The organism is Bacteroidales bacterium (assembly GCA_031276035.1).
GTDB lineage: Bacteria > Bacteroidota > Bacteroidia > Bacteroidales > BM520 > RGIG7150.
The window spans coordinates 178046-201140 of sequence record JAISNV010000034.1; the positions used below are offsets into that span (position 1 = coordinate 178046).

The 23095-nt window shown below is 30.8% G+C and carries 24 protein-coding genes; all 24 read left to right on the forward strand.

Annotated features, from left to right (window positions below; all coding sequences use genetic code 11):
• Positions 1–4 precede the first annotated feature (4 nt).
• Positions 5–727, forward strand: coding sequence for an acylneuraminate cytidylyltransferase family protein (locus LBP67_09240; GenBank protein ID MDR2085162.1), 723 nt, complete (start codon positions 5–7; stop codon positions 725–727).
• Positions 728–978: 251 nt separating this feature from the next.
• Complete coding sequence (locus LBP67_09245) at positions 979–2190, forward strand: O-antigen ligase family protein (protein MDR2085163.1); 1212 nt, start codon at positions 979–981, stop codon at positions 2188–2190.
• Between the two features lies 1 nt (position 2191).
• The gene (locus LBP67_09250; GenBank protein MDR2085164.1) at positions 2192–3715 is read left to right on the forward strand and encodes an oligosaccharide flippase family protein; all 1524 of its coding nucleotides are present in this window, start codon (positions 2192–2194) and stop codon (positions 3713–3715) included.
• The gene (locus LBP67_09255) at positions 3703–4713 is read left to right on the forward strand and encodes a nitroreductase family protein (protein MDR2085165.1); all 1011 of its coding nucleotides are present in this window, start codon (positions 3703–3705) and stop codon (positions 4711–4713) included. Before LBP67_09250 ends, LBP67_09255 begins: the two co-directional genes overlap by 13 nt.
• A gap of 2 nt (positions 4714–4715) precedes the next feature.
• Entirely contained in the window at positions 4716–5948 is a 1233-nt protein-coding gene (locus LBP67_09260) for a glycosyltransferase family 4 protein (protein ID MDR2085166.1), read from the forward strand.
• 11 nt (positions 5949–5959) lie between these two features.
• Positions 5960–6631 carry a hypothetical protein gene (locus LBP67_09265; protein MDR2085167.1) on the forward strand — a complete coding sequence of 224 codons (672 nt, stop codon included), beginning with the start codon at positions 5960–5962 and terminating at the stop codon, positions 6629–6631.
• Positions 6632–6634: 3 nt separating this feature from the next.
• Positions 6635–7777: a polysaccharide pyruvyl transferase family protein gene (locus LBP67_09270; protein MDR2085168.1), complete on the forward strand. Its 1143-nt coding sequence runs from the start codon at positions 6635–6637 to the stop codon at positions 7775–7777.
• Positions 7770–8933, forward strand: coding sequence for a hypothetical protein (locus LBP67_09275; GenBank protein ID MDR2085169.1), 1164 nt, complete (start codon positions 7770–7772; stop codon positions 8931–8933). The genes LBP67_09270 and LBP67_09275 overlap by 8 nt, the downstream gene beginning before the upstream one ends.
• A gap of 23 nt (positions 8934–8956) precedes the next feature.
• Positions 8957–9976: a polysaccharide biosynthesis protein gene (locus LBP67_09280; GenBank protein MDR2085170.1), complete on the forward strand. Its 1020-nt coding sequence runs from the start codon at positions 8957–8959 to the stop codon at positions 9974–9976.
• 19 nt (positions 9977–9995) lie between these two features.
• Positions 9996–10859, forward strand: coding sequence for a sugar nucleotide-binding protein (locus LBP67_09285; GenBank protein MDR2085171.1), 864 nt, complete (start codon positions 9996–9998; stop codon positions 10857–10859).
• Positions 10859–11983 carry a UDP-N-acetylglucosamine 2-epimerase (non-hydrolyzing) gene (gene wecB / locus LBP67_09290; GenBank protein MDR2085172.1) on the forward strand — a complete coding sequence of 375 codons (1125 nt, stop codon included), beginning with the start codon at positions 10859–10861 and terminating at the stop codon, positions 11981–11983. Before LBP67_09285 ends, wecB begins: the two co-directional genes overlap by 1 nt.
• 11 nt (positions 11984–11994) lie before the next feature.
• Positions 11995–13203: a glycosyltransferase family 4 protein gene (locus LBP67_09295; protein ID MDR2085173.1), complete on the forward strand. Its 1209-nt coding sequence runs from the start codon at positions 11995–11997 to the stop codon at positions 13201–13203.
• Positions 13204–13310: 107 nt separating this feature from the next.
• Complete coding sequence (locus LBP67_09300) at positions 13311–13823, forward strand: DUF1016 N-terminal domain-containing protein (protein MDR2085174.1); 513 nt, start codon at positions 13311–13313, stop codon at positions 13821–13823.
• A 6-nt stretch (positions 13824–13829) separates the two neighbouring features.
• Positions 13830–14657, forward strand: coding sequence for a KilA-N domain-containing protein (locus tag LBP67_09305; GenBank protein MDR2085175.1), 828 nt, complete (start codon positions 13830–13832; stop codon positions 14655–14657).
• A gap of 18 nt (positions 14658–14675) precedes the next feature.
• Positions 14676–15281 carry a sugar transferase gene (locus tag LBP67_09310; protein ID MDR2085176.1) on the forward strand — a complete coding sequence of 202 codons (606 nt, stop codon included), beginning with the start codon at positions 14676–14678 and terminating at the stop codon, positions 15279–15281.
• A 111-nt stretch (positions 15282–15392) separates the two neighbouring features.
• A complete protein-coding gene (locus LBP67_09315) occupies positions 15393–16922 on the forward strand; it encodes an amino acid adenylation domain-containing protein (GenBank protein MDR2085177.1) in 1530 nt (509 codons plus the stop codon).
• Positions 16915–17733 carry a GNAT family N-acetyltransferase gene (locus LBP67_09320; protein ID MDR2085178.1) on the forward strand — a complete coding sequence of 273 codons (819 nt, stop codon included), beginning with the start codon at positions 16915–16917 and terminating at the stop codon, positions 17731–17733. Before LBP67_09315 ends, LBP67_09320 begins: the two co-directional genes overlap by 8 nt.
• A gap of 8 nt (positions 17734–17741) precedes the next feature.
• Positions 17742–17972, forward strand: coding sequence for an acyl carrier protein (locus tag LBP67_09325; GenBank protein ID MDR2085179.1), 231 nt, complete (start codon positions 17742–17744; stop codon positions 17970–17972).
• Positions 17973–17984: 12 nt separating this feature from the next.
• Positions 17985–19049: a ketoacyl-ACP synthase III gene (locus tag LBP67_09330; GenBank protein MDR2085180.1), complete on the forward strand. Its 1065-nt coding sequence runs from the start codon at positions 17985–17987 to the stop codon at positions 19047–19049.
• An 11-nt stretch (positions 19050–19060) separates the two neighbouring features.
• On the forward strand, positions 19061–19270 hold the full coding sequence (locus LBP67_09335; protein MDR2085181.1) for a phosphopantetheine-binding protein: 210 nt from the start codon (positions 19061–19063) through the stop codon (positions 19268–19270).
• Positions 19267–20031, forward strand: coding sequence for an SDR family oxidoreductase (locus LBP67_09340; GenBank protein MDR2085182.1), 765 nt, complete (start codon positions 19267–19269; stop codon positions 20029–20031). The genes LBP67_09335 and LBP67_09340 overlap by 4 nt, the downstream gene beginning before the upstream one ends.
• 9 nt (positions 20032–20040) lie before the next feature.
• Entirely contained in the window at positions 20041–20790 is a 750-nt protein-coding gene (locus LBP67_09345) for an SDR family oxidoreductase (GenBank protein MDR2085183.1), read from the forward strand.
• Positions 20790–21419 (forward strand): MBL fold metallo-hydrolase, encoded by a 630-nt coding sequence (locus LBP67_09350; protein ID MDR2085184.1) that lies wholly within the window; start codon positions 20790–20792, stop codon positions 21417–21419. The genes LBP67_09345 and LBP67_09350 overlap by 1 nt, the downstream gene beginning before the upstream one ends.
• 2 nt (positions 21420–21421) lie before the next feature.
• Complete coding sequence (locus LBP67_09355) at positions 21422–22087, forward strand: hypothetical protein (GenBank protein ID MDR2085185.1); 666 nt, start codon at positions 21422–21424, stop codon at positions 22085–22087.
• Positions 22088–23095: the final 1008 nt, after the last annotated feature.

Sequence of the window (23095 nt, forward strand, 5' to 3'; positions counted from 1 at the left end):
AAAAATGAATATATTAATAACTATTTGTGCCAGAGGAGGTTCAAAAGGTATTCCGGGTAAAAATATAAAAGAGCTTAATGGAAAACCCTTAATAGCATATACCATTGATCTTGCTAAACAAATCCAAAATTTCATTCCGAACGTAGATATAGCTTTATCTACCGATTCTGATGAAATTATGAGTGTTGCAGAAAGATACGGTTTGCCGAGTAAGTATAAACGCCCCGATAATCTGGCAGACGATTTTGTAGGTAAAATTGCCGTAATAGCCGATGTTTTAAGATTTTCTGAAAAAGAAAAGTCCGTTATTTATGATTATGTGTTAGATCTGGATGTTACATCACCTTTACGTAATATTGACGATATACTGAAAGCATTCGAATTGATCCGTAATGATCCTGAAGCCATGAATATTTTTTCCGTTAGCGAAGCAGCCAGAAATCCATATTTTAATATGGTAGAACAACAGGCCAACGGATATTTTTCACAGGTAAAGAAAAAAGAAACTGCCTTTTTTACCCGCCAGTCTTCTCCTAAAGTGTACGACATAAACGGATCTTTTTATATTTATCGTCATGCTTTTTTTGAAAAAGGTTATCAAGAAGCTATTACCGATAAAACAATGATTTATATTATGCCTCATATTTGTTTTGATTTGGATCATCCGATAGATTATGATAAGATGTCTTATCTTATGGAAAATAATAAATTGGATTTTTCCTTATAAAGCACAAATATATTGATGTATGTTGTAGAAATTAGGTTTTATGAGTACAATTTATTTATACTATAATATATTGAAACAAAGCAAGTTCTTATAAATAAAATAAGACGTACTACGGCTATTATTTGCCGGTTGAAAGAAAAGCGACTGATTTTGAAAAGAAATTATTCTACAATAGCTGAATTATAGTAGGATTAGTGCTGAAAGTGTCGCAGAAATTATCTTAGAAAAAAATTATCATAATTGTTTGAGTAGTGAAAAAAAGTAAAGTATCCAAAATATTTTTTTTATTAGTAACTTTTTCCTTCATCTATTTTTTGGCCAGTGGCTTGGAAGAACTGTTTTATGGAAGGCTATCTCAACATTATTCAGGTATCACATATTCCATTTCGGCAATTTCTTCATTAATGCCGTTGGTACTGATTGTCCCCTATTTATTTAATAATAATAGAATCATATTGAATGCCAGATCAAAAATGGTAAAGATTTTTATTCTTTTTCCATTTTTGATATTCATTTCTTTTGTTTTTACTTCAAATGGGTTTACACTTTCTTCTATACAACAAGCTATAAGATTGTGTATTCCGTATTTATATTTTTTATTTTACTATACTGCCATAACTAAAAATCCGGAATGGAAAGATATAATGATTAACATAACAGCGTTAAGTTCTATTGTCATTTCTATTATATCTATACGGATGAATTTCTTTTTAATTTCTTTAGGAGATGTGGGCTCTGCTATGGGATATTTCTCCTTATTGATGTTGCCGTATATTTTATTGTGTAATAAAAAGATAATTAAGTATGCGGCTATCGCGTTTTTACTAGTGGCAATTTTTTCATCTTCGAAACGAGGTGGAATTTTATCATTTTTCTTTGCTTTTGCGGTATATTTCTTTATAAGATATTTTCTTATCGAAAAGAAAAATAAAATTTTAAAAACGGTCTATATTTCTTTCGTTTTTGTTGCCTTAATTGGAGTATTTTACTGGTTTGTAAACAGACAAAACAGTGATATAATAGAAAGAATTGAAAATATTGAAAATGATCAGGGATCCGGAAGAGTTGTTATATGGGAAAATGTTTTGGAATTGATGGGAGAGTCAACCTTAAGGGAATGGTTAATCGGACATGGTATATTTTCTACAGCAAAATATACTAGCGGAAATTTTTCTGCCCATAACGATTTTCTGCAACTCTTATTTGATAATGGAATTTTTGTCTTTTTACTACTTATAGGAATGCATATTTCCTTAATAAAAAAGCTCTTTTATTTAATTAGAATAAAATCTGTTTATGCCGCTTCTTTCGGCGGCATATATGTATGTTGTTTGTTTTTATCTATGATCAGCCATGTTGTAATTTACCCTTGGTTCCCTCTTTTAACCGCGTATTGGGGTATAGTTTACGGACTGAGAAAAGATGAATTGGTAAAAACATCTTCTATTGAAAGAAAAAATTAATATGTCTCAATTTTCTCCTAACCGAATTATAAACAACACATTTGTCTTAAGCATACGATTGATTATATCTATGTTTATTGCATTTTACACTACACGTGTAGTTTTAAATTCGTTAGGAATTACAGATTACGGGATCTACAACGTTGTAGGAGGATTTGTAACGATGTTCACATTTTTGACAGGTCCTTTAAAAACCGCAACTCAACGGTTTCTTAATTTTGAAATGGGGAAAAGTAATAATACCGGAGTTCGGCGGGTTTTTAACACATCGCTATTCTTATATATTATAACTTCTATTATTTTAATCATTATTCTGGAAACTATAGGATATTATATATTTACCGAAACCTTGAATATTCCTGAAAATAGAATGACAGCCGCTAAATGGGTATTCCATTTTACTGTATTTTCTTCTTTCTTTATACTAATTGCTATTCCTTTTGAAGCAATGCTTAATGCTCATGAAAAAATGAATATTATTGCGGGATTAGAATTATTCGGAAGTATATCGCGGTTGGTGGTAGCTTATGTTATAGTATATGTAGCATGTGATAATCTCATTATATATTCTTTTTTGCTTGCTATTATTCCGGTAATCATATTTCTATTTTTATTATTCTATTGTAAGCGAAAATATCCGGAAGTAAAGTATTTAAAAGTTAATGACAGAAAATTAATTAAGGAAATCGGTTTCTTCACGGGCTGGAATCTTTTTGGTGCTGTCGGCGGATCTCTACAACAATATGGAACAAATGTACTGCTGAATATTTTTTTCGGAACAGCCATAAATGCAGCTTATGGAGTATCAAGGCAAGTCAGTAACGCATTAGCAGGGTTTTCCTCAAATTTTATAAGAGCTGTAAGTCCGCAAATAACCCAATCATATTCATCAGGAGAAACAGATTACTGTTATAAATTAATATTCTCTTCATCAAAATATTCATTTTTTCTTTTGCTGACATTAATATTACCTTGCATGATAGAAATGCCGCGTATACTTGATATCTGGCTGAAAGAAATACCTCCTCATACAATACTTTTTTGCCGGCTGATATTGATCGAAGCTCTGATTAATTCGCTGTCTCAACCTTTAATGATTGCTGCACAGGCAACCGGAAAAATAAAGTTATATCAATCTGTAGTCGGAGGACTGATTATTCTGAACTTTCCTCTCTCATATATAGCTCTTACTATGGGTGCTAATGAGTATAGCGTTCTTATTATTGCAATTATAATAAGCATAGCTTGTTTTGTTGCCCGTCTTCTTATTCTAAAAAAAATAATGGATTTCCCGGTTAAAAGCTTTTTTAATTTTGTTATACAAAAAGCTTTACTTGTTTTAATAATAGCTCCGATTATTCCCCTTCTATTTTATCATTTTACAACTCAATTCCCTTTTAAAATACTTTTTACTTTTATTATTTCAGTATTGAGTTGCGTTATTATCATATATTTTCTAGGAATCAATAAATCCGAAAAAAGATATTTAACTGAATTAATTAAAAAAGTATTATGCAAACGATAATCAGAAAATTATTACCCGCAGGATTACGAAAATTTCTAAGGAAGATTAATAACAAAATCACTGCAAAAAAATATTATAATTATGATCTGAAAAGATATTTAAAATATTCTTCTCTTAACAATAATACCGACGATCCTGAAAAACTGATCCGTTCCATAATGCTGTCATATCATATAATAGAAAAGGGACTGACAATGCCCGAGACTAAATTAGGATTTGGGAAGGATGTTGTTAAAATATTAACAAACAATGTACAGGATTATATTGCTAAATATGGTAGCAACAATATTCAACTAATACATGCACAAGGCGTTTTGAACGAGTATATACATTTTCATATAAATAACAACTATACTCCGGATAAAGACCTGTCGGAACAAATATCAAAAATAAATATTTTAATTGGAAATGAATACCGTACAAATCAGAGAGTTATAAGTAATCAGGAATATTTCAATAAACTGGATATGCCTTTTCCCGATTTCTCTCAAAGCAGGCATTCAATAAGAAATTTTACTTCGGAAAACATTGATACTGATCTTATAATCAAATCTATTGATTTGGCGAGGAATACACCAACCGCCTGTAATCGTCAACCTGCCAAAGTACATATTTACGAAGACAAAGAAAGAATAAAGAAAATCTTGGATTTGCAAGGAGGTTCCAGAGGATTTTCACATTTGGTTAATGTCTTACTTATTATATCGGTAAAATTGGATGGTTTCGGAACATTGAGAGAAAGAAATGCTCCATATATCGACGGAGGTTTTTTCTCAATGAATTTATTATATGCACTTCATTACCATAAAATAGGAGTGTGTACATTAAATTGCAGTAATACTCCCGACAAAGATAAACTATTAAGAGAGCTATCGGAAATACCGGATAACGAAGAATTCGTAGTAATGTTAGCTTGCGGAAATGTTCCCGACTCTTTTAAAATTGCTTCTTCACCGCGTAATAACTTAACAGACTATTATTCATTCCATAAAATATAATAATGAAAGTTTTATATCTGGGCCCCAGCATCTATCTACCTAAACATGCATCGTTTAAGGACTGTTCGTCGGGATTTGATATGATGGTTTATGATATAATCGAAAATATATCCAATGATCCGGATAATAATGTAATTGTATTAACTTTAAAACTCACTGAAGAATTTGAACACAAAAAAATAACTTTCCTATCCCATACTAAAAAAGATATTATACGAAATATAAAATTTAAAAATGTAATTGAAGCCGTAAAGTCTTTTTTTATATTTAAACAACCATTTTCAGAAAGAGTAAAAACCGCCGTTTATCATTTAAATATAGGATATATAGAAAAGGTAATAAAATTACAGAAACCGGATATTATTCATATACACGGTATTACAAAAGATGCTATATCACAATTTAATACCTGCTTAAAAACGGGTGTACCTTTTATAGTAACTTTGCATGGATTGATAGGCTTAAGCGATACAATAAAAATACCTGATTTTTATAAAAAACTTGAATATAAATTATTAAAAAAAGCCGCACAGAATAATGTGCCGGTTACCGTTATAAGTCAGGGAATGATAAATAGAATTTCCGAAAAATATAATTTAAGCACAGATAATATTCATCTGATCTCGAACGGAGTAAAAATAAACAAGGTAGATAAAACAAACACAATAGATATAAAAAAAGAATACAATATTAATGATTCTAAAAAGATAATTTTATGTATCGGCAGTGTAACCGAAAACAAAAACCAACTGCAAATTGTAGATGCGGTAGAATTATTACCGGATGAGATCAAAAATAAATTTCTGATATTAATTATAGGATCAGACATGTTGGATGGAGCATTAGAAAAAAGAATTTCGGAGAAAAAGCTTGATGATTACATAAAATACGCCGGTTTCATAGAAAAAAATATGATATGGAATTATTATGAGCAAGGAGATTATGTTTTATTGGCAAGTAAAAATGAGGGCTTTGGACTTTCAATAGCAGAAGGGTTTTTTCATGGTTTACCTACTATCACTTTTTCGGATTTGGATGCTATTCCGGATTTGTATAATGAAAAAGTAATGATGTTAGCGTATGATCGAACAACAGAAAGCCTAACAAATGCTATTAATCAAGCAATCAGCAAAAACTGGGATAAAGAATATATTAAACAATATGCCTGCAAATTTTCTTATAATAATATGATTCGGAAATACCAACAATTATATGATTTATTAGTAAATAAATAACATTATTATCTATGAAATCAATTTTATCTTGTTCATTTTTAAAAACGGTTTATTTCAATTTTAAAATGTTACCCTTTAATCAGGCAATTAAATTTCCTTTTATTATAGGAAGGAAAACGCATTTTATCTCGTTGAAGGGCAATATTAAATTATTAAATCAAAAGTTATCTTCCGGCATTATTAAAATTGGTTTATCTAAAAGTGTATTATATGGAAAGCGGGAAACTGTCGATTTACATATAGACGGTACACTTGTTATTGATGGTTATGGAGAAATATTAAGAGGTTCGCGTATTTTTATCGGGGAAAATGGAAAATTATCTTTAATGAATGGATATTTTCATTTTAATGGAATTAGAATAATGTGTGCCAACGATATTCAAATAAATTGTCCGATTAGTGTCGGACAAAACACTCTTATTACTGATTCTGATTTTCATTATACAATTGATACGTTAACCGGAAAAAGAAACGTAGAAATAACCAAGCCTGTAATAATAGGTTCACACAATTGGATATCGATGGACGTTACTATTCTTAAAGGAACAGAAACTCCAAATTATTGCATTATTGGCGCTAAAAGTTTACTTAATAAAAAATATAATATTGAGGAAAATTGTTTAATTGCTGGTGTTCCGGCTCAGTTAAAACTAAAAAACATTAGAAGAGATTTTAATACATAAAACATGAAAAAAATCGGAATACTTACTTTTCAACGGGCACATAATTTAGGGGCGATGCTTCAGGCTTTTGCTCTCCAGCAGCAAATACTGGATTCGGGATATGAATGTGAACTTATCGACTATAGGAATATAGGAACTCCCGAATATTATGCCCGGTTATACAAAAAGAAAAATCCGAATATAATAAAATATTTTCTTTACCGTTTATTGCGCACATCTTTCTATCATAAATACCATAAAAAATTCAGGAATTTTCAAAAAGATAATCTTAAATATTCAAATTATTATTTTGAAGACAAAAATGTTCTGATAAAAAATAAAGTAGATGAAAATTATGATACGATAATCGTAGGAAGTGATCAGGTTTGGAATCTGGATCTTACTGATAATGATTTTTCTTATTTCCTTGACTTTTTTAATGATAATTCAAAGAAAGTTTCATATGCCGCCAGTTTGGGAAAAATAACTTATGAAGAGGATATTTTAAAAGAAATAGTATCTCTTATCAATAATTTTTCCATGGTTTCAGTACGCGAAACAGAAGGTGCTGCATTATTGAAAACATTAACAGATAAAGAAATTAAAACGGTTTTGGATCCCACATTGCTATACCCAAAAACATATTGGCTTAAAAAGGCAGCCGTTCCTAAAATAAAAGAAGAATTTATTTTCTGCTATGTAATAGGAACAGTACCTCAGAAAGCTATGGAATTATGCAGGTATTTATCTGATGTGTTCGGAATAAAAATAATAATAGGAGGTAATAATAGCTTCAGAAGAAAAAAAGAAGGAAATATCAAATATCTAAACTCATTGTCACCTTTCGAATTTGTAGGTTACATAGCAAATGCCAAAGTTGTTATTACCAGTTCCTTTCACGGAACAGCTTTTGCCATAAACCTTAATAAAGATTTTTATTCTATTCCCGTTAACTTTAATGACCCTAAATTATCAAGAAATTCCAGAATAACCAGCTTATTAAATTTAGCCGGATTGCAGAACAGATTTTTTAATAACGAAACCTCTTTACCTAAAATCGAAGAAATTTCTATTGATTACGAGGATGCAAATAAAAAAATGGAATTTGAACGCAAACAATCAATTGATTTTCTAAATAACGTCTTGAATTTCCGGAAACATGAGTAAATTGATTAATATACTTGGTCAATATCAAGCCAAATTATTTACCTTAAACATTATTGCAAAAAACAGGAAAGATAATTTTGCTGTGCAGAAAGAATTTCTGGATAGTCTGAAAGAACCTAAAGACGACCTTGAAAGAATGATTTTAAAAAATCGTATCCAACTACGTCATACTTCTTTTATCAAAGTTTTTTTTAATATTATCTCTTATATAATATTACCTTTCTTTTTACTTTATGTTTCTTTAAGGAGGAAACCTAAGAAAATTGAAAAAACCGATATTTTATATTTAGATTGTGTAAATTTAAATGAAGTAAAACCGGTTGCGCTTGAAGAAGAGTTTCCTGATTATAAAATTATTTCTTACAACCATAATTTTTTATTATTAAGGAGCGACCTGAAAATTATTTTTAAAGCTATCTTCAAATACAAATGTCCGGGTTGGCTGCTATTGCGATTCACAATGAAGCTATCATTTTACCGTTATTTAATCGAAAAATATCATCCTAAAAGTATTGCTATCACAAATGAATTATCGCCGACATCAACCGGTCTGACTTTTTTCTGTGAGCAAAATAATGTTGAACATATAAATTTCATGCACGGTGAAAAATTTTATTCTCTGGAAGAATCATTTGTACATTTCCATCGTTTTTATGTTTTTGATGAACATTATAAAAATAACTTTTTATCGTTGAAAGCTTCGGATAACACTTTGTTTATTATTCATACTCCTCCTAATTTTATTATTAATACGGATAGATACAGAAAAGAAGATAATATGACCGATTTCACTTATTATCTTTCCGGTTATAGTGAGGAAGAATTTATCGGAATCAGTAATATTATAGAAAAATTACAAAAAAGCGGTTATACCATAAAAATAAGACCTCATCCGCGTTTCAACAATTATAAACTTATGAATAAGTTTATTCCTGAGGAAATTATTGAAGACCCGAATACAATATCCATTGAAGAATCAATTTCGTCTTGCAGGCATGGAATGTCTGTATATTCCAGCGTTTTATACAAATGCGTTATAAATAATATACCTATTGTTATCGATGATATAAACTATAAAGAAGAGTTTGAATCGCTTAAAGATAAAAAGTATATTATTTTTTCTAAACCCTTTCAATTATTATCAGATATTATTTAGTATCTAAAATCAATCCAATTAATATGTTCAAAAATAAAATATTACTTATCACAGGCGGCACCGGCTCATTCGGGAACGCAGTTCTTAATCGCTTTCTTGATACAAACATAAAAGAGATCCGGATATTTTCGCGCGATGAAAAGAAACAAGACGATATGCGCCATGCCATACAGAATCCGAAAGTAAAATTCTACATTGGTAATGTGCGTGATAAACGTAGTGTCGATAATGCGATGCGTGGAGTAGATTATATTTTTCATGCGGCAGCTTTAAAACAAGTTCCTTCCTGTGAATTTTTCCCTATAGAAGCAGTAAATACAAATGTGTTGGGAACACAAAATGTATTGGACTCTGCTGTAGAATTCGGAGTAAAAAATGTGGTAGTATTATCAACAGACAAAGCTGCTTACCCGATTAATGCAATGGGTATAAGTAAGGCTATGATGGAAAAAGTTGCTATTGCAAAAGCCCGTTCCTTGGGAGATAACCCGACAACAACTATTTGTTGTACGCGATACGGAAATGTAATGGCAAGCAGAGGCTCCGTTATTCCATTGTTTATTGATCAAATTAAGGCAGGTAAAGATTTAACTATTACAGATCCTAATATGACACGCTTTATGATGACATTGAACGATGCGGTAGACTTGGTTTTATATGCTTTTGAGCACGGAAACAGCGGGGATCTTTTTATACAGAAAGCTCCTGCCGCAACAATAGATACACTTGCAAATGCAATACTTGAGCTATATAAGTCATCTTCAAAAATAAAAATTATTGGTACACGTCACGGAGAAAAACTATACGAGTCGCTTGTTACAAGAGAAGAAATGGCGAAAGCTGAGGATATGGGAAAATATTATAGAATACCCTGTGATTCAAGAGACTTAAATTATGATAAGTATTTTATTGAAGGAAAAGAAGAAATTTCCGAATTTGAAGATTATCATTCTCATAACACAAAGCGTTTGTCTATGGAAGAAATGAAAGAGCTGCTTTTAAAGTTAGATATTATTCACAAAGATATCGATAAGAATTTGTAGAACCAGACCTTATTAAAATATGAAAATACTTGTTTTAGGTTCGATTGGGATGGCAGGGCATACAATTACCCTGTATTTTAAAGAAAGGGGTTATGATGTAACCGCCTTTTCAATTTCTTCTTTTCCCTATGTGGAGAATAATATTATCGGAGATGCATTCGATCAAAAATTATTTGAAAAAATTATTACAGATGGGAAATACGATGTAATTATTAATTGCATAGGATTACTTAATCAAATTGCGGAACAAAATCAAGCTAAGGCAGTATATCTGAACAGTTATTTGCCACATTTAATATGCGATACCCTGAGAGATAAAAAGACCAAGTTAATACACATGAGTACAGATTGTGTTTTTAAAGGAAATACAGGTCCGTATTTTGAAAATAGTTTGAGAGACGGATTAACTTTTTACGATAGGAGCAAGGCTTTAGGGGAAGTTGAAGACAATAAGAATCTGACTTTCAGAAATTCAATTATTGGTCCTGATATGAATGAAAAGGGTATTGGATTATTTAATTGGTTTATGAAACAGAATGACACAATTTCAGGGTATACCGGAGCAATTTGGACAGGTGTTACTACGCTGACATTGGCAAAAGCAATGGAACAAGCTATTAAAGAAGATTTGACCGGACTATACAATTTAGTAAACAACGAAAGCATCTCAAAATATGGTTTAATGCTGTTATTCAATAAATATTTTAAAAACAACAGTCTGGAAATTAAGAAAGATAATAAATTTCAACTCGATAAATCGTTGAGAAATTCACGGACAGATTTCGGTTTTATTGTTCCATCCTACGAGGAAATGATTATAGAGATGAAAGATTGGATTGAAAATCATTCTGAATTATATCCACATTATAAAAACATACAGTAATGAATAAATTAAACTTAATGACCTTTGTGGGAACACGACCTGAGATTATTAAATTATCTGAGGTAATAAAAAAGTGTGATATATATTTTAATCATACATTAGTGCACACAGGACAAAACTATGCATATACGCTGAATGAAATTTTCTTTAATGATTTGGAGTTGCGCGCTCCCGATTACTATTTAAACGTAGTTGGAGAAAATTTAGGCGAAACAATAGGTAATATAATTGCAAAGTCGTATAATCTATTAACAGATAAAAAGCCCGATGCAATATTGGTATTGGGAGATACAAATTCCGCTCTTATTGCAATTAGTGCAAAAAGATTAAAAATACCTATTTTCCACATGGAAGCCGGAAACAGATGTTTTGATGAAAATCTGCCCGAAGAAATTAATAGGAAAATTGTAGATCACATATCGGATATTAATCTTCCTTATACGGAACATGCACGCAGATATTTATTCTCGGAAGGACTAAGAAAAGAATATATATTCGTAACAGGATCACCAATGGCTGAGGTTTTGAAAGTACATTCACACAAAATAAACAATAGCAAAATATTATCCACAATAAAACTTGATAAAAAGAAATATATTTTGCTATCCGCACATAGAGAAGAAAATATTGATAACGAAAAGAATTTCTTTGAATTGATGAATTCAATAAACGAATTAGCGGCAACTTATCAAATTCCTGTAATATACAGCCTGCATCCGCGAAGCGAAAAATTTATCAAAGAAAGAAACTTTACATTCAATTCTTATGTAAGGACATTAGAACCATTTAGTTTTTCAGATTATAATTGCCTGCAAAAGAATGCTCTTTGCGTTGTTTCAGACAGCGGCACTTTAGCGGAAGAATCGGCAATGTTGCATTTTCCTGCCGTATCAATAAGAACATCTACCGAACGACCTGAAGCAATAGATAAAGGTGGATTTATTATAGGATCTATTTCCAAGAAATCTTTATTGCAAGCAGTAGAAATAGCAGTGTCGATGGAGCAAAATAAAGAGCCGGATGCTGCTGTTAATGATTACCAAGATGAAAATGTTTCGGTTAAAATTGTTAAGATAATCCAAAGTTATACAGACATTATTAATAGAAAGATTTGGAATAAATAATTATCTTATTTATGGATATTTTGTTTTTAATGCTCACGGCACCCGATTTTGGAAATCCCATGGAGGGTGGTATGTATAGTGAATTGGCAAAAACTTTCCTGGAAAAAGGACATAATGTTTTTCCGGTTGCACCCGCATTATCTTACAATAAAAAAACAGCAATTGTAAAAGAAGGCGATTTTGATGTATTACGCATTAATACTTTAGATTTATTTAGTGTTAGCTCCATTAAAAAAGGTATTGCCAACATTCTATTATCTTATCAATATAAAAAGGCTATTACAAAATATTATAAGAAATATAAATTTGATTTAATTATTGTTCCTACACCATCCGTACTTTTTGCCGATGTTGCGGTTTTTTTGAAGAAACACTTTAGTGCTGAAGTTTATTTAATACTTAGGGATATTTTTCCTCAAAATGCTGTTGATTTAAATATGATTAAAGAAAACAGCTTGATCTATAAGTTTTTTAGGAGTAAAGAGCAAAAGCTTTATAAAGTAGCCGACAAAATAGGTTGTTCTTCTCAAGCAAATATCGACTACGTAATTGCTCATAATCAGAATGTAGACAAAAATAAACTTCACATTTTATATAATTTTCAAAAAAAGACGGAAAGAAAATTACCCGATCCGGAAATTAAAGAAAAATACAATATTGATAATAAATTTGTAATTGTATTTGGCGGTAATTTTGGTATTCCGCAAAAGATTGAAAATGTTATTGCATTTGCCAAACGATGTGAAATATATCAGGATGTCGAATTATTTTTAATCGGTAAAGGAACTCAAAGACATAATGCTGAAAACTTAGTAAAAAAAGCAAATGTAATTAATATTAGATTTGTCGATTTTGTTCCTCTTAATGAATATAAATCATTACTCCAATTTTGTAGTATCGGATTAATAAGTTTAAATGAAAAATTTACCGTACCTAATACGCCATATAAATTATGCGACTATTTTGATGCCGGCATTCCTGTATTGGCATCAATAGATAGTGCTACAGATCTGGGGAAAATATTGGTAGAATCAAATACGGGACTATATTCCCAAGCCGGAAACACAGATCAATTAATATCTCAGCTTGAGATTTTATATAATGATAAAGATCTCAGAAGAAAGATGGGAAAAAACGGACAAAAATTTTACGATGATTATATGACAACAGAAGTTGCGTATAATGTAATTATGTCGAACATACTTAATCAGGAGGTTTAGTTATGGTGTCACCATTCGGATATGGTAATATTAACTAAAGAAATAAATAACTTTGCAACTGTAATTTTATTGAAATTATCACTATAGTCAACAAAGGAGAATATCACATGACTACCGATTTAACAAAAGAATCTAATTTCAAGCAATGGTTTTGCGAGCTTAAACTTCGTATACGTGAGAGTCAAATAAAGGCTGCAATAAAAGTAAATAGCGAATTGCTGCATTTGTATTGGGATTTAGGACGTGATATTATTACCAGAGAGATGGATGCAGTGTGGGGAAGCGGATTCTATTCACGTTTGAGTAAGGAGTTAAAGAACGAATTTCCAGATATGCAAGGATTTTCAGTTACTAATTTAAATTATTGTAAACGCTTTTACCAGTTTTATACAAATTACTCAGAACTTCAGCAACAAATTACAGAAAAATTCTACCCCCAAGCTGAGGGCAGAATCCAATTAGCTGATAATGATAACGATATAATTCACCCCCAACTTGGGGGTGAATTTCAAATAAATCCATTATTCTTAATTCCATGGGGTCATCAAAAATTGATAGAGTCGCGCAGTTTTAATAAATTTTATTGGAGTAGATTTATATCAATGTTATTAATAATTTAACAAAATATGGCAAAAACCAATAAAATAATTGTATCAAACACAGAGATTGCAGTTACACAACTAAATAATGAAGATTATATTTGTATAACTGACATGGCAAAGGCAAAAGAAGGAGATGCCCGTGCCGCGGATATCATCAAAAACTGGATACGTACCCGAACAACGCTTGAGTTTTTAGGAACTTGGGAAGAAATGTATAATCCTAATTTTAAAGTGGTCGAATTTGACCACTTTAAAATGCAGGCAGGTTTGCCAAGTTTTGTGTTAAGTGTAAGTCAATGGGTAGAAACAACCAACGCTATAGGAATTTATGTTAAACAAGGAAAGTACGGTGGAACATATGCTCATAAAGACATAGCCTTTGAATTTGGATCTGCCGTTAGCGCTATTTTCAGACTTTTCTTGATCAAAGAATTTCAACGCCTTAAAAATGACGAGAATAACCGCTTGTCGTTAGAGTGGAATCTGCAACGCACTTTGTCAAAAATCAACTATAAAATTCATACAGATGCAATCAAAGAAAATCTTATTCCACAAAAAATAACGAAACAACAAACAAGTATTATTTATGCAAATGAAGCTGATTTATTGAATGTTGCATTATTCGGCATGACGGCCAAAGAATGGCGAGAAAAAAATTCTGATAAAAGCGGAAATATCAGAGATTTTGCCACGCTGGAACAACTTGTTGTATTGAGTAATATGGAAAGCATCAATGCATTACTCATTCAACAAAATCTTTCACAAGGAGAAAGATTAATTCAATTAAATAAAGTTGCAATCACTCAAATGAAGTCTTTGATTGATAACGACAAAATTAAACGGTTAAAGTAAAAAAATAACAAATCAGAAATGTATAAACACTTCTTTAAACGTTTCCTCGATTTTTTCTTATCCCTAATAGGTTTTATAATAATATCCCCTTTTTTTGTTATTATTACCGTACTTTTGTTGTTTGCAAATAACGGCAAACCGTTTTTCATCCAAAAACGTCCCGGTAAAAACGAAAAGATTTTCAAGATTATCAAATTCAAAACAATGAACGATAAAAAAGATAAAAATGGAAATTTATTGCCGGATAAAGATAGATTGACCAAAGTCGGTAATTTTATTAGAAAAACATCATTAGATGAAATACCGCAACTATTAAATGTAATAAAAGGAGATATGAGTTTGGTAGGTCCAAGGCCTTTAATTCCGGAATACATTCCATTATATAATCCGGAGCAAAAAAGAAGGCATGATGTTCGTCCCGGAATTACCGGTTGGGCGCAGGTCAATGGAAGAAATGCAATATCTTGGAAACAGAAATTTGAATATGATATCTGGTATGTTGACAACATTTCATTTAAACTCGATATAAAAATATTATTTTTGACGATAAAAAAAATCTTTCTTAAAGAAGGCATCAGTAAAGAAGGAGAAGTTACAACTGTTGCCTTTAATGGAAACAATTAATAATTTTAAGTAATGAAACCGACACTGAATATTACACCTGAGAGAATGAATAAAATTTGTCGGCTGCATATAACGATTAAAACAAAAATAAACGATTAAATTTATATTCGCATGAAAATAAATATTATTGAATATTTTATAGAAACTGTTTTAAATAACAAAAATAAAACAGCGGTTATTGACGGAGAAAGAAGTATTACTTTTGAAGAACTTGATAAATATTCCAGAAAATTAGCGGCATTAATAATTCAAAAGAAAGATATTAAGAATTTACCTGTTGCAGTATATTTACCGAAAAGTATTGAATCGGTATGTGCTAACATGGCAATTACATATAGCGGCAACATTTATATGAATTTAGATATTAAAACTCCGGCAGAGAGAATAAAAAATATTCTGGAATTAATATCACCGGCTATTTTAATAACTAATTCAAATCTGATAAAAAACATTGAGTTAATAATTCCGCAAAATGTAATAGTCATTAATATTGATGAAGATATTCAAGATGGTGGAACTTACGAACAAGAATATTTGATTAAACGTATTTCAAATCTTATTGATACCGATCCGTATTGTATAATAAATACATCGGGTTCAACCGGAACACCTAAGGGAGTTGCTTTGAACCATAAAAGTTTCTTCGACTTCATTGAGTGGTCGGTTGATACTTTGCATATCGGGAATGAAGAAGTAATCGGTTCTTTATCGCCGCTTGTTTTTGACATCTATAGTCATGAATTATGTATGATGATGGCAAAATCAAGCACAATAGTAATAATCCCCGATTCTTTATCGGCTTTTCCTGCTGCCATATTGAATTTAATGCAAAAGCATAATGGTACCTATATCTTTTGGGTACCAACAATAATGGTAAATATTGCTAATATGGATTTATTGTCAAAAGTAAGTTTACCTTCCTTAAAAAAGATTTGGTTTGCAGGTGAAGTTTTTCCGACAAAACAGTTTAATTATTGGAGAAAAAGCTTGCCTGATTGTATGTTTGTTAATCTATACGGACCTATAGAAATTACGCTTGATTGCACGTACTATATTGTTGAAAGAGAAATCTCTGATGATGAACCTATTCCAATCGGATATCCTTGTAGAAATACAGATATAATTATCTTAAACGAGAAAAATAAAAAGGTATCGGACGGGGAAGAAGGAGAATTATGTGTGCGTGGCACATCCTTAGCTCTAGGATATTATAACAATTGGGAAAAAACAAATGCGGCCTTTGTGCAAAATCCATTAAACAGTGCTTATCCCGAAATTATTTATAGAACAGGAGATATTGTTTTTACTAATAATTTGGGTGAAATTGTTTTTAAAGGCAGAAAAGACAGTTTAATAAAACATTTAGGTTATAGGATAGAACTTGGAGAAATAGAACACGTTGTAGTCAATCAATTGAAACTAGTAAAGAACTGTTGCGTTGTTTATAATTATAAGAAAAAAGAGATAACATTAATTTATGAAACTCCTGAACCTATGGATGTTTCCGACATGCGTAAAAAGCTTTCTGCAGTCTTTGCAAAATATATGATTCCTACGGGTTTTATTCACATGTTGGAATTACCGCGAAATACAAATGGGAAAATAGACAGGTTACTTTTATCAAAAAACATAAATGAATAAAGTAAATTCATATCAAGAAATAGTCAGCAAAATAAGCGAGATAAGAAATTATAAGAAAAAGTATATTACAAACTTTTACTTAGATGAAGCCCGCTGTAATTTTCTGTTTGAAGAAAATTGTTTATTCTCCGCATTAATTGGAGAAACTTATTTTATATTTCAAATTGATGATAACTTTTATCATTTATATTATTGTTCATCTGATAATGAAAGTTTAAAATCTGATATTAAAAGTTTTATCGACCAATACCATGAAAACAAAATTATTATGGTAGATATTATTGGGAACGAAGAGCAAATAGTGCCTGTAAAGACTAATTTTATGGAATCCGGTTTTACCTCATATCAATTATTGAATAGAATGAGTAAAGTAACAATACCTGATGATATTGTAGAGTTGGAGGACAAAAATATTATTAGTGCAACAAATAAAGATATTGTTGTTGTGAAAAATTATCTTGATGAATTCTTTGATAAATATTCGGAACAAATTCCCACATTAAAAGAGTTGCAAATATGGACAAAAGAAGATTCTATTTTAGTCTATAAAAAAAATAATGTAATTTTGGGCTTTATAATATTTGAGATAAAAGGCGTTACTTCGTACCTGCGTTATTGGTTTGTTCATCCCGAATATAGAGAAAATAAAATTGGTGCTAAACTTCTGAAAGAATATTTTCTCAAAAGCAAAAACACCAAAAGACAACTATTTTGGGTAATAACTTCAAACGAGAATGCTATAAAAAGATATGTTCATTACGGTTTCTTACCGGAAAAAATATATGATGAAATACTAATGTATAAAAAATAATAAATACTATGAATAAGAGGATTATCGAGATACTTTCGGAATTACGTCCTGAATTTGATTTTTCCGAAAATGTTAACTTTATTGAAGAAGGAATGTTGGATTCCTTCGACGTTATTAATTTAGTTACAAGCTTGGATCAAGAATATAATATTTCTATAGACGGAATGGATATATTGCCTGAAAATTTTTCTTCAGTAGAAAGTATCATTAAATTGTTAAGAAAAAACGGAGTAAAATAATGAATTAAGAAAATGAATTTACTTTTTAAAAACAAAAAGATTTCGGGAATACTTACCGTTCTTCCTTCAAAAGAAGTTTTGTTTGAAGACGAAATCGAAAATTATAACTTTTCTGCTGCAAAATCTATGAAGCTTAAAATGGCAATGGGTTATAACAAACATAGAATTGTAGATGAAGATACTTCTGTTTCGGATTTATGTGTTTATGGACTGAGACATCTGTTGGATCATAACTTATTGAAAAAAGAAGATATTGATGCGCTGATTTTAGTAACACAATCTCCCGATTATTTTATGCCTGCAACAAGTAGTGTTATTCATGGCGAATTAGAATTAGGCAGAGATGTTTTCTGTATGGATATTAACCAAGGGTGTGCCGGTTACATTGTAGGGCTTATTCAGTCATTTATGCTTCTGGAACAAGAGCAAATAAATAAAGTTGTTCTGTTAAATGCCGATATATTAAGCCGAAAAGTTTCTAAACGCGATAGAAACAGCAATCCGTTAATAGGCGATGCTGCAACAATTACAATAGTTGAAAAATCCGAAACTCCGAATACTATTTACGGAACAATAAAAATGGATGGATCTTCTTCAGATGCTTTAATGATTCCTGCGGGAGGATTTAAAATGCCGGCAAATGCAGAAACTTCTGTTATGCATGAAGATGCGGCAGGAAATTTCAGGTCTTTGGAAAATTTAGTTATGAAAGGCGATGAAGTCTTTAACTTTGTACAAACAGAAGTTCCGCCTATGATTGAGGAATTATTATCCTATGCAAGACAAAATAAAGATGACATAGATTGGTATATGTTTCATCAGCCCAATAGGTTTATGTTAAATAAACTGGCAGACAAATTAGGCGTTCCGCATGCTAAAATGCCGTCGAACATTGTAGAAAACTTCGGAAATGCAAGCGGTGCAACAATACCTACTAATATCAGCTATAACATAGGAAAAGAATTGGAAAATAAACAATTCCGTTTTTGTTTGTCGGGTTTCGGCGTAGGACTTACTTGGGGAGCGTTACTTATGGATATTGGAAATGTTGATTTCAATGAGATTATTTACTATTAAAATAAATTATTATGGAAAAAATTTATGAAGAACTCGCAGAATTGCTTGAAGTTGATAATATCAACGACGATGATGTTTTAAAAGAGTTTGAAGCTTGGGATTCACTAACAATTTTGTCGATAATTGCTTTAGCTTCGGAAAACTATAACAAGACTTTGCTTGCAAAAGACATCAATGGAGCAGAGAATGTCGGAAATTTAATAGCTTTAATTACAGCATGAAGATAATAAATCCGTTAGACTTAACCGGCAGAAAATATCTTATTACAGGAGCAGCTTCGGGAATAGGAAGAGCAAGCAGTGTCTTTTTATCACAATTGGGAGCAGAATTGATTTTAGTTGATATTAATGCTCAGGAATTGGAAAAAACCGCTAGTTCATGCCCTTCAAAGGTATTATTAGTTGCATGTGATTTATTGGATATACCAAAACTGAAAGAATCAATTATTAACGCAGTCTCGGATTTTGGTAAAATACATGGTTTGGTTCACATAGCAGGAAAATCATATATTTCTCCATTAAAAGCAATAAGCGAAAATGGAGTATTGGATACATTTAAGTTAAATACCTATGCCGGACTGGAATTAGCTAAATTGTTCATAAATAAGAAAATTTATGCAGGAGAACACGGTTCAATTGTATTTATTTCTTCTGTTTACGGAATAGTAGGGTCACCGGCAAATGTCGGATATGCGGTTTCAAAGGCAGGAATTATTGGCGCTACTAAGGCTCTGGCAATGGAGTTGGCGCCTCAAAAAATAAGAGTTAACTGCGTTGCACCGGGTTTTGTTAAAACCAAAATGATGGATTCTAACACGGGATCTTTCGATGATAATTATTTGTCTGTTTTGGATAATTTACATCCTTTGGGACTCGGTGAACCTGAGGATATTGCCAATGCAATTTCTTTCATGCTATCGGATATGTCAAAATGGATTACAGGCGCAGTTATGAATGTAGATGGTGGTTTTACTGCCCAATAAATGTTTTATATGGATAATAAAGAATATATTTTAGTTACAGGTGCTTCTTCCGGAATGGGTAGGGAGATTGCAATAAAATTATCTGAATACAACAACATTATATTGAATGGAAGGGATTTAGAACGTTTAGAAGAAACAAAAAATCATTGTTCATCGAGTCATACCCATTTAATATGGCAGTATGATCTGTTTAATGTTGAAGACGTAGAGCAATCGCTTATTGAATTTTTAAAGGTAAACGATATTAAAGTTAATAAATTTGTTCATTGTGCAGGATTTATGAGTACATATCCGTTGAAAATGGTTAATTTATCATTAATACAAAAGACTTTCAATGTAAATGTATTCTCAGCTTTATTAATTACTAAAGTTCTTTCTAATAAAAAAGTCAATGAAAAATCATTGTCGGCAGTTGTATTAATTTCGAGCAATATTAGCAATTTCGGAGCAAAAGCCTTTAGTGCATACGGAGCATCAAAAGGAGCATTAGATTCCATGATGCGCTCCTTAGCTGTTGAATTAGCTCCTAATGTAAGGGTAAATTCAGTTCTTCCGGGCGGAGTAAGAACAACAATGACAGAACACATGTATCAAGATGAGGAACTAATCTCAAGAATGGCTTCATCATATCCGCTTGGCTTAGGAGACGTTACAGATATATATGAAGTTGTGAATTTCTTACTGTCGGAAAAAGCTAAATGGATTACAGGACAACAAATTACAGTCGACGGAGGAAGAACGATTAATATTTCAGGTTAATGCAACTCGAAATACTTAAACTTATTAACAGCCCTGTTCCGTCAAATTGTTACATAATTTTTAGTGAGAATACTAAAAATTGTATTATAGTTGATCCCGGTAGTTTTTCGTCCGACATATTAATGTCCGAATTACTTAATGGGAATTTAACGCCTCAATACATTATTCTTACTCATGAACATTTCGATCATATTTGGGGGTGTAATGAATTGATAAAAAATTTTAACCCGACAATAATTTGCTCTGCTGCATGTGCCGAAAGAATAATAGACCCTAAAAAGAATCTTTCTTTATTTTATGATCAACAAGGATTTTCTGTGTCGGGTAATATTTTATTGATTGAAAACTTGAATTATTCCTTAGAATGGGAAAAGAATAAAATAGATTTCTTTATTTCTGAAGGTCATACAGATGCCGGTATATGTTTTTATTTTGACAAAAATATTTTTACGGGCGATACACTTATTGAAGGAGAAAAAACAGTAACAAAACTATTTTGCGGCTCTAAGAAGAATCTGTTAAAAACAATTGATAAAATTAAAGAGTTTCAAAACAATGGATATGAAGTGTTTCCCGGACATGGCAATACTTTTTTTCTTGATGGATACGATTTAAACAAAATGTTGTAATTATGAATAAGTTAAAAGATATAATATTTTTCGGCACCGGAGCTGTTGCCGCAGAGATAACCTCATACTTGGAATCCAATAATTGGTTAGATGATAATCAGTTTCAAATAAAAGGTTACGTTGCCTCAGATGATAACGGTATAATAAATTGGGAAAAATATCATTATAAATATCCTTATTTGGGAAAATTAGAAAGCTACACAATACAATCAAATGATTATTTTATACTTGCTTTAGGAAACTACAAAGTAAAAAGGGAAATAGCTACACATATAAAAAATAATGGAGGTAATTTTGTTTCTTATGTACATCCTTCTGTATGTATAGCAGATTCAGCAACCATTGGAGTAGGAAATATAATATATCCGCAGATTATTATCGGACCGAATGTAAAACTCGGAGATTTTAATCTGTTAACTTCACAATCTATTATAAGTCATGATTCATCAATTGGAGATTATAATTTCTTTGCAACAGCTTTACTGTGCGGATATAATTCGGTAGGAGATGATAACTATTTTGGAATAAGAGCCACTACACTTCCAAGTGTTGAAATCGGCAACAGAAACATTATACAAGCAGGAATGATCGTCGACAAAAACATAAACGACGATACAACAATATTTTATAGATACAAAGAGAAGATAATAGCAGTTACAAAAGAATAAATAATACAAAAAACAAGTAAATACAGGAGAAGATATTAAAAATACAAATAGCCTGATTAATAATTTTGATAATTATTAATAAATTCAGCTTTTCAATTAAAGGCTAGAATAAAAAATACACTTTAAGAACAATTGCATTCGTACTTCCCTTACACACATTAGGGCAATGAATGCATAAAGGAAGCATTTGATACCAAAGGGTTGTCCCGTTAGGAACAAATGTAAATGATTTAGGATATTCTTTTAAAAATGTTTGCGTATTGCATTTACTGTTTCGATAAATCATAATCGAACGGCTAAAGAGAATAATTATATTTCAGAATACATTACAAAGAAGAATTATGTTTTCGAAAAGTGATTGATTAAGTTTATTGATATTTAAGTATAATACAATAAAGAATCTAAACGAAGAATATCCATATACATCTCCCTCCCGCAAATTCTTAGCTAACAATCAGACTTATAAAATAATTTAAATTTTTAGTACGAAAACTAAACTTTTGATTACCTTTGTACTTTATTTTGTACATTTATTGGAATTATTTTATACTATGTTTAAAGGTATAGTCTTTTAAAGGAAATACGTGGAGAACCGCTTTTGTTTATTGATAAACAGATTATAAAGCTTTAAAAAAGCAAAACAGGATAGATAAAGGCTATATTCTAAAAACAAACTATCTCATATTATTTATGCGGAAGGTATATTAAAATTCCTGTATATTTTTGTTGTATTAGGAATTTCTAATATTTCATAAATAGGAAGGATCTTAAAATTCATTAATGTTATTCCTTGAAATATGGCGGAGTAATTATCTTAAATATTAACTTACTGTTATGGTTTATGATTATTTAATGGAGGATATATTCAATTGTAACATATAGCAATGTTTTTTATGTAACAGTAAAATAATACATTCTTAGAAAATCTGACATTGTTGTTTAGTTGATGAATATAGAACAGCTTTTTTTACACATATTAAAAAAATGAAATAATTCACATAAAAAATA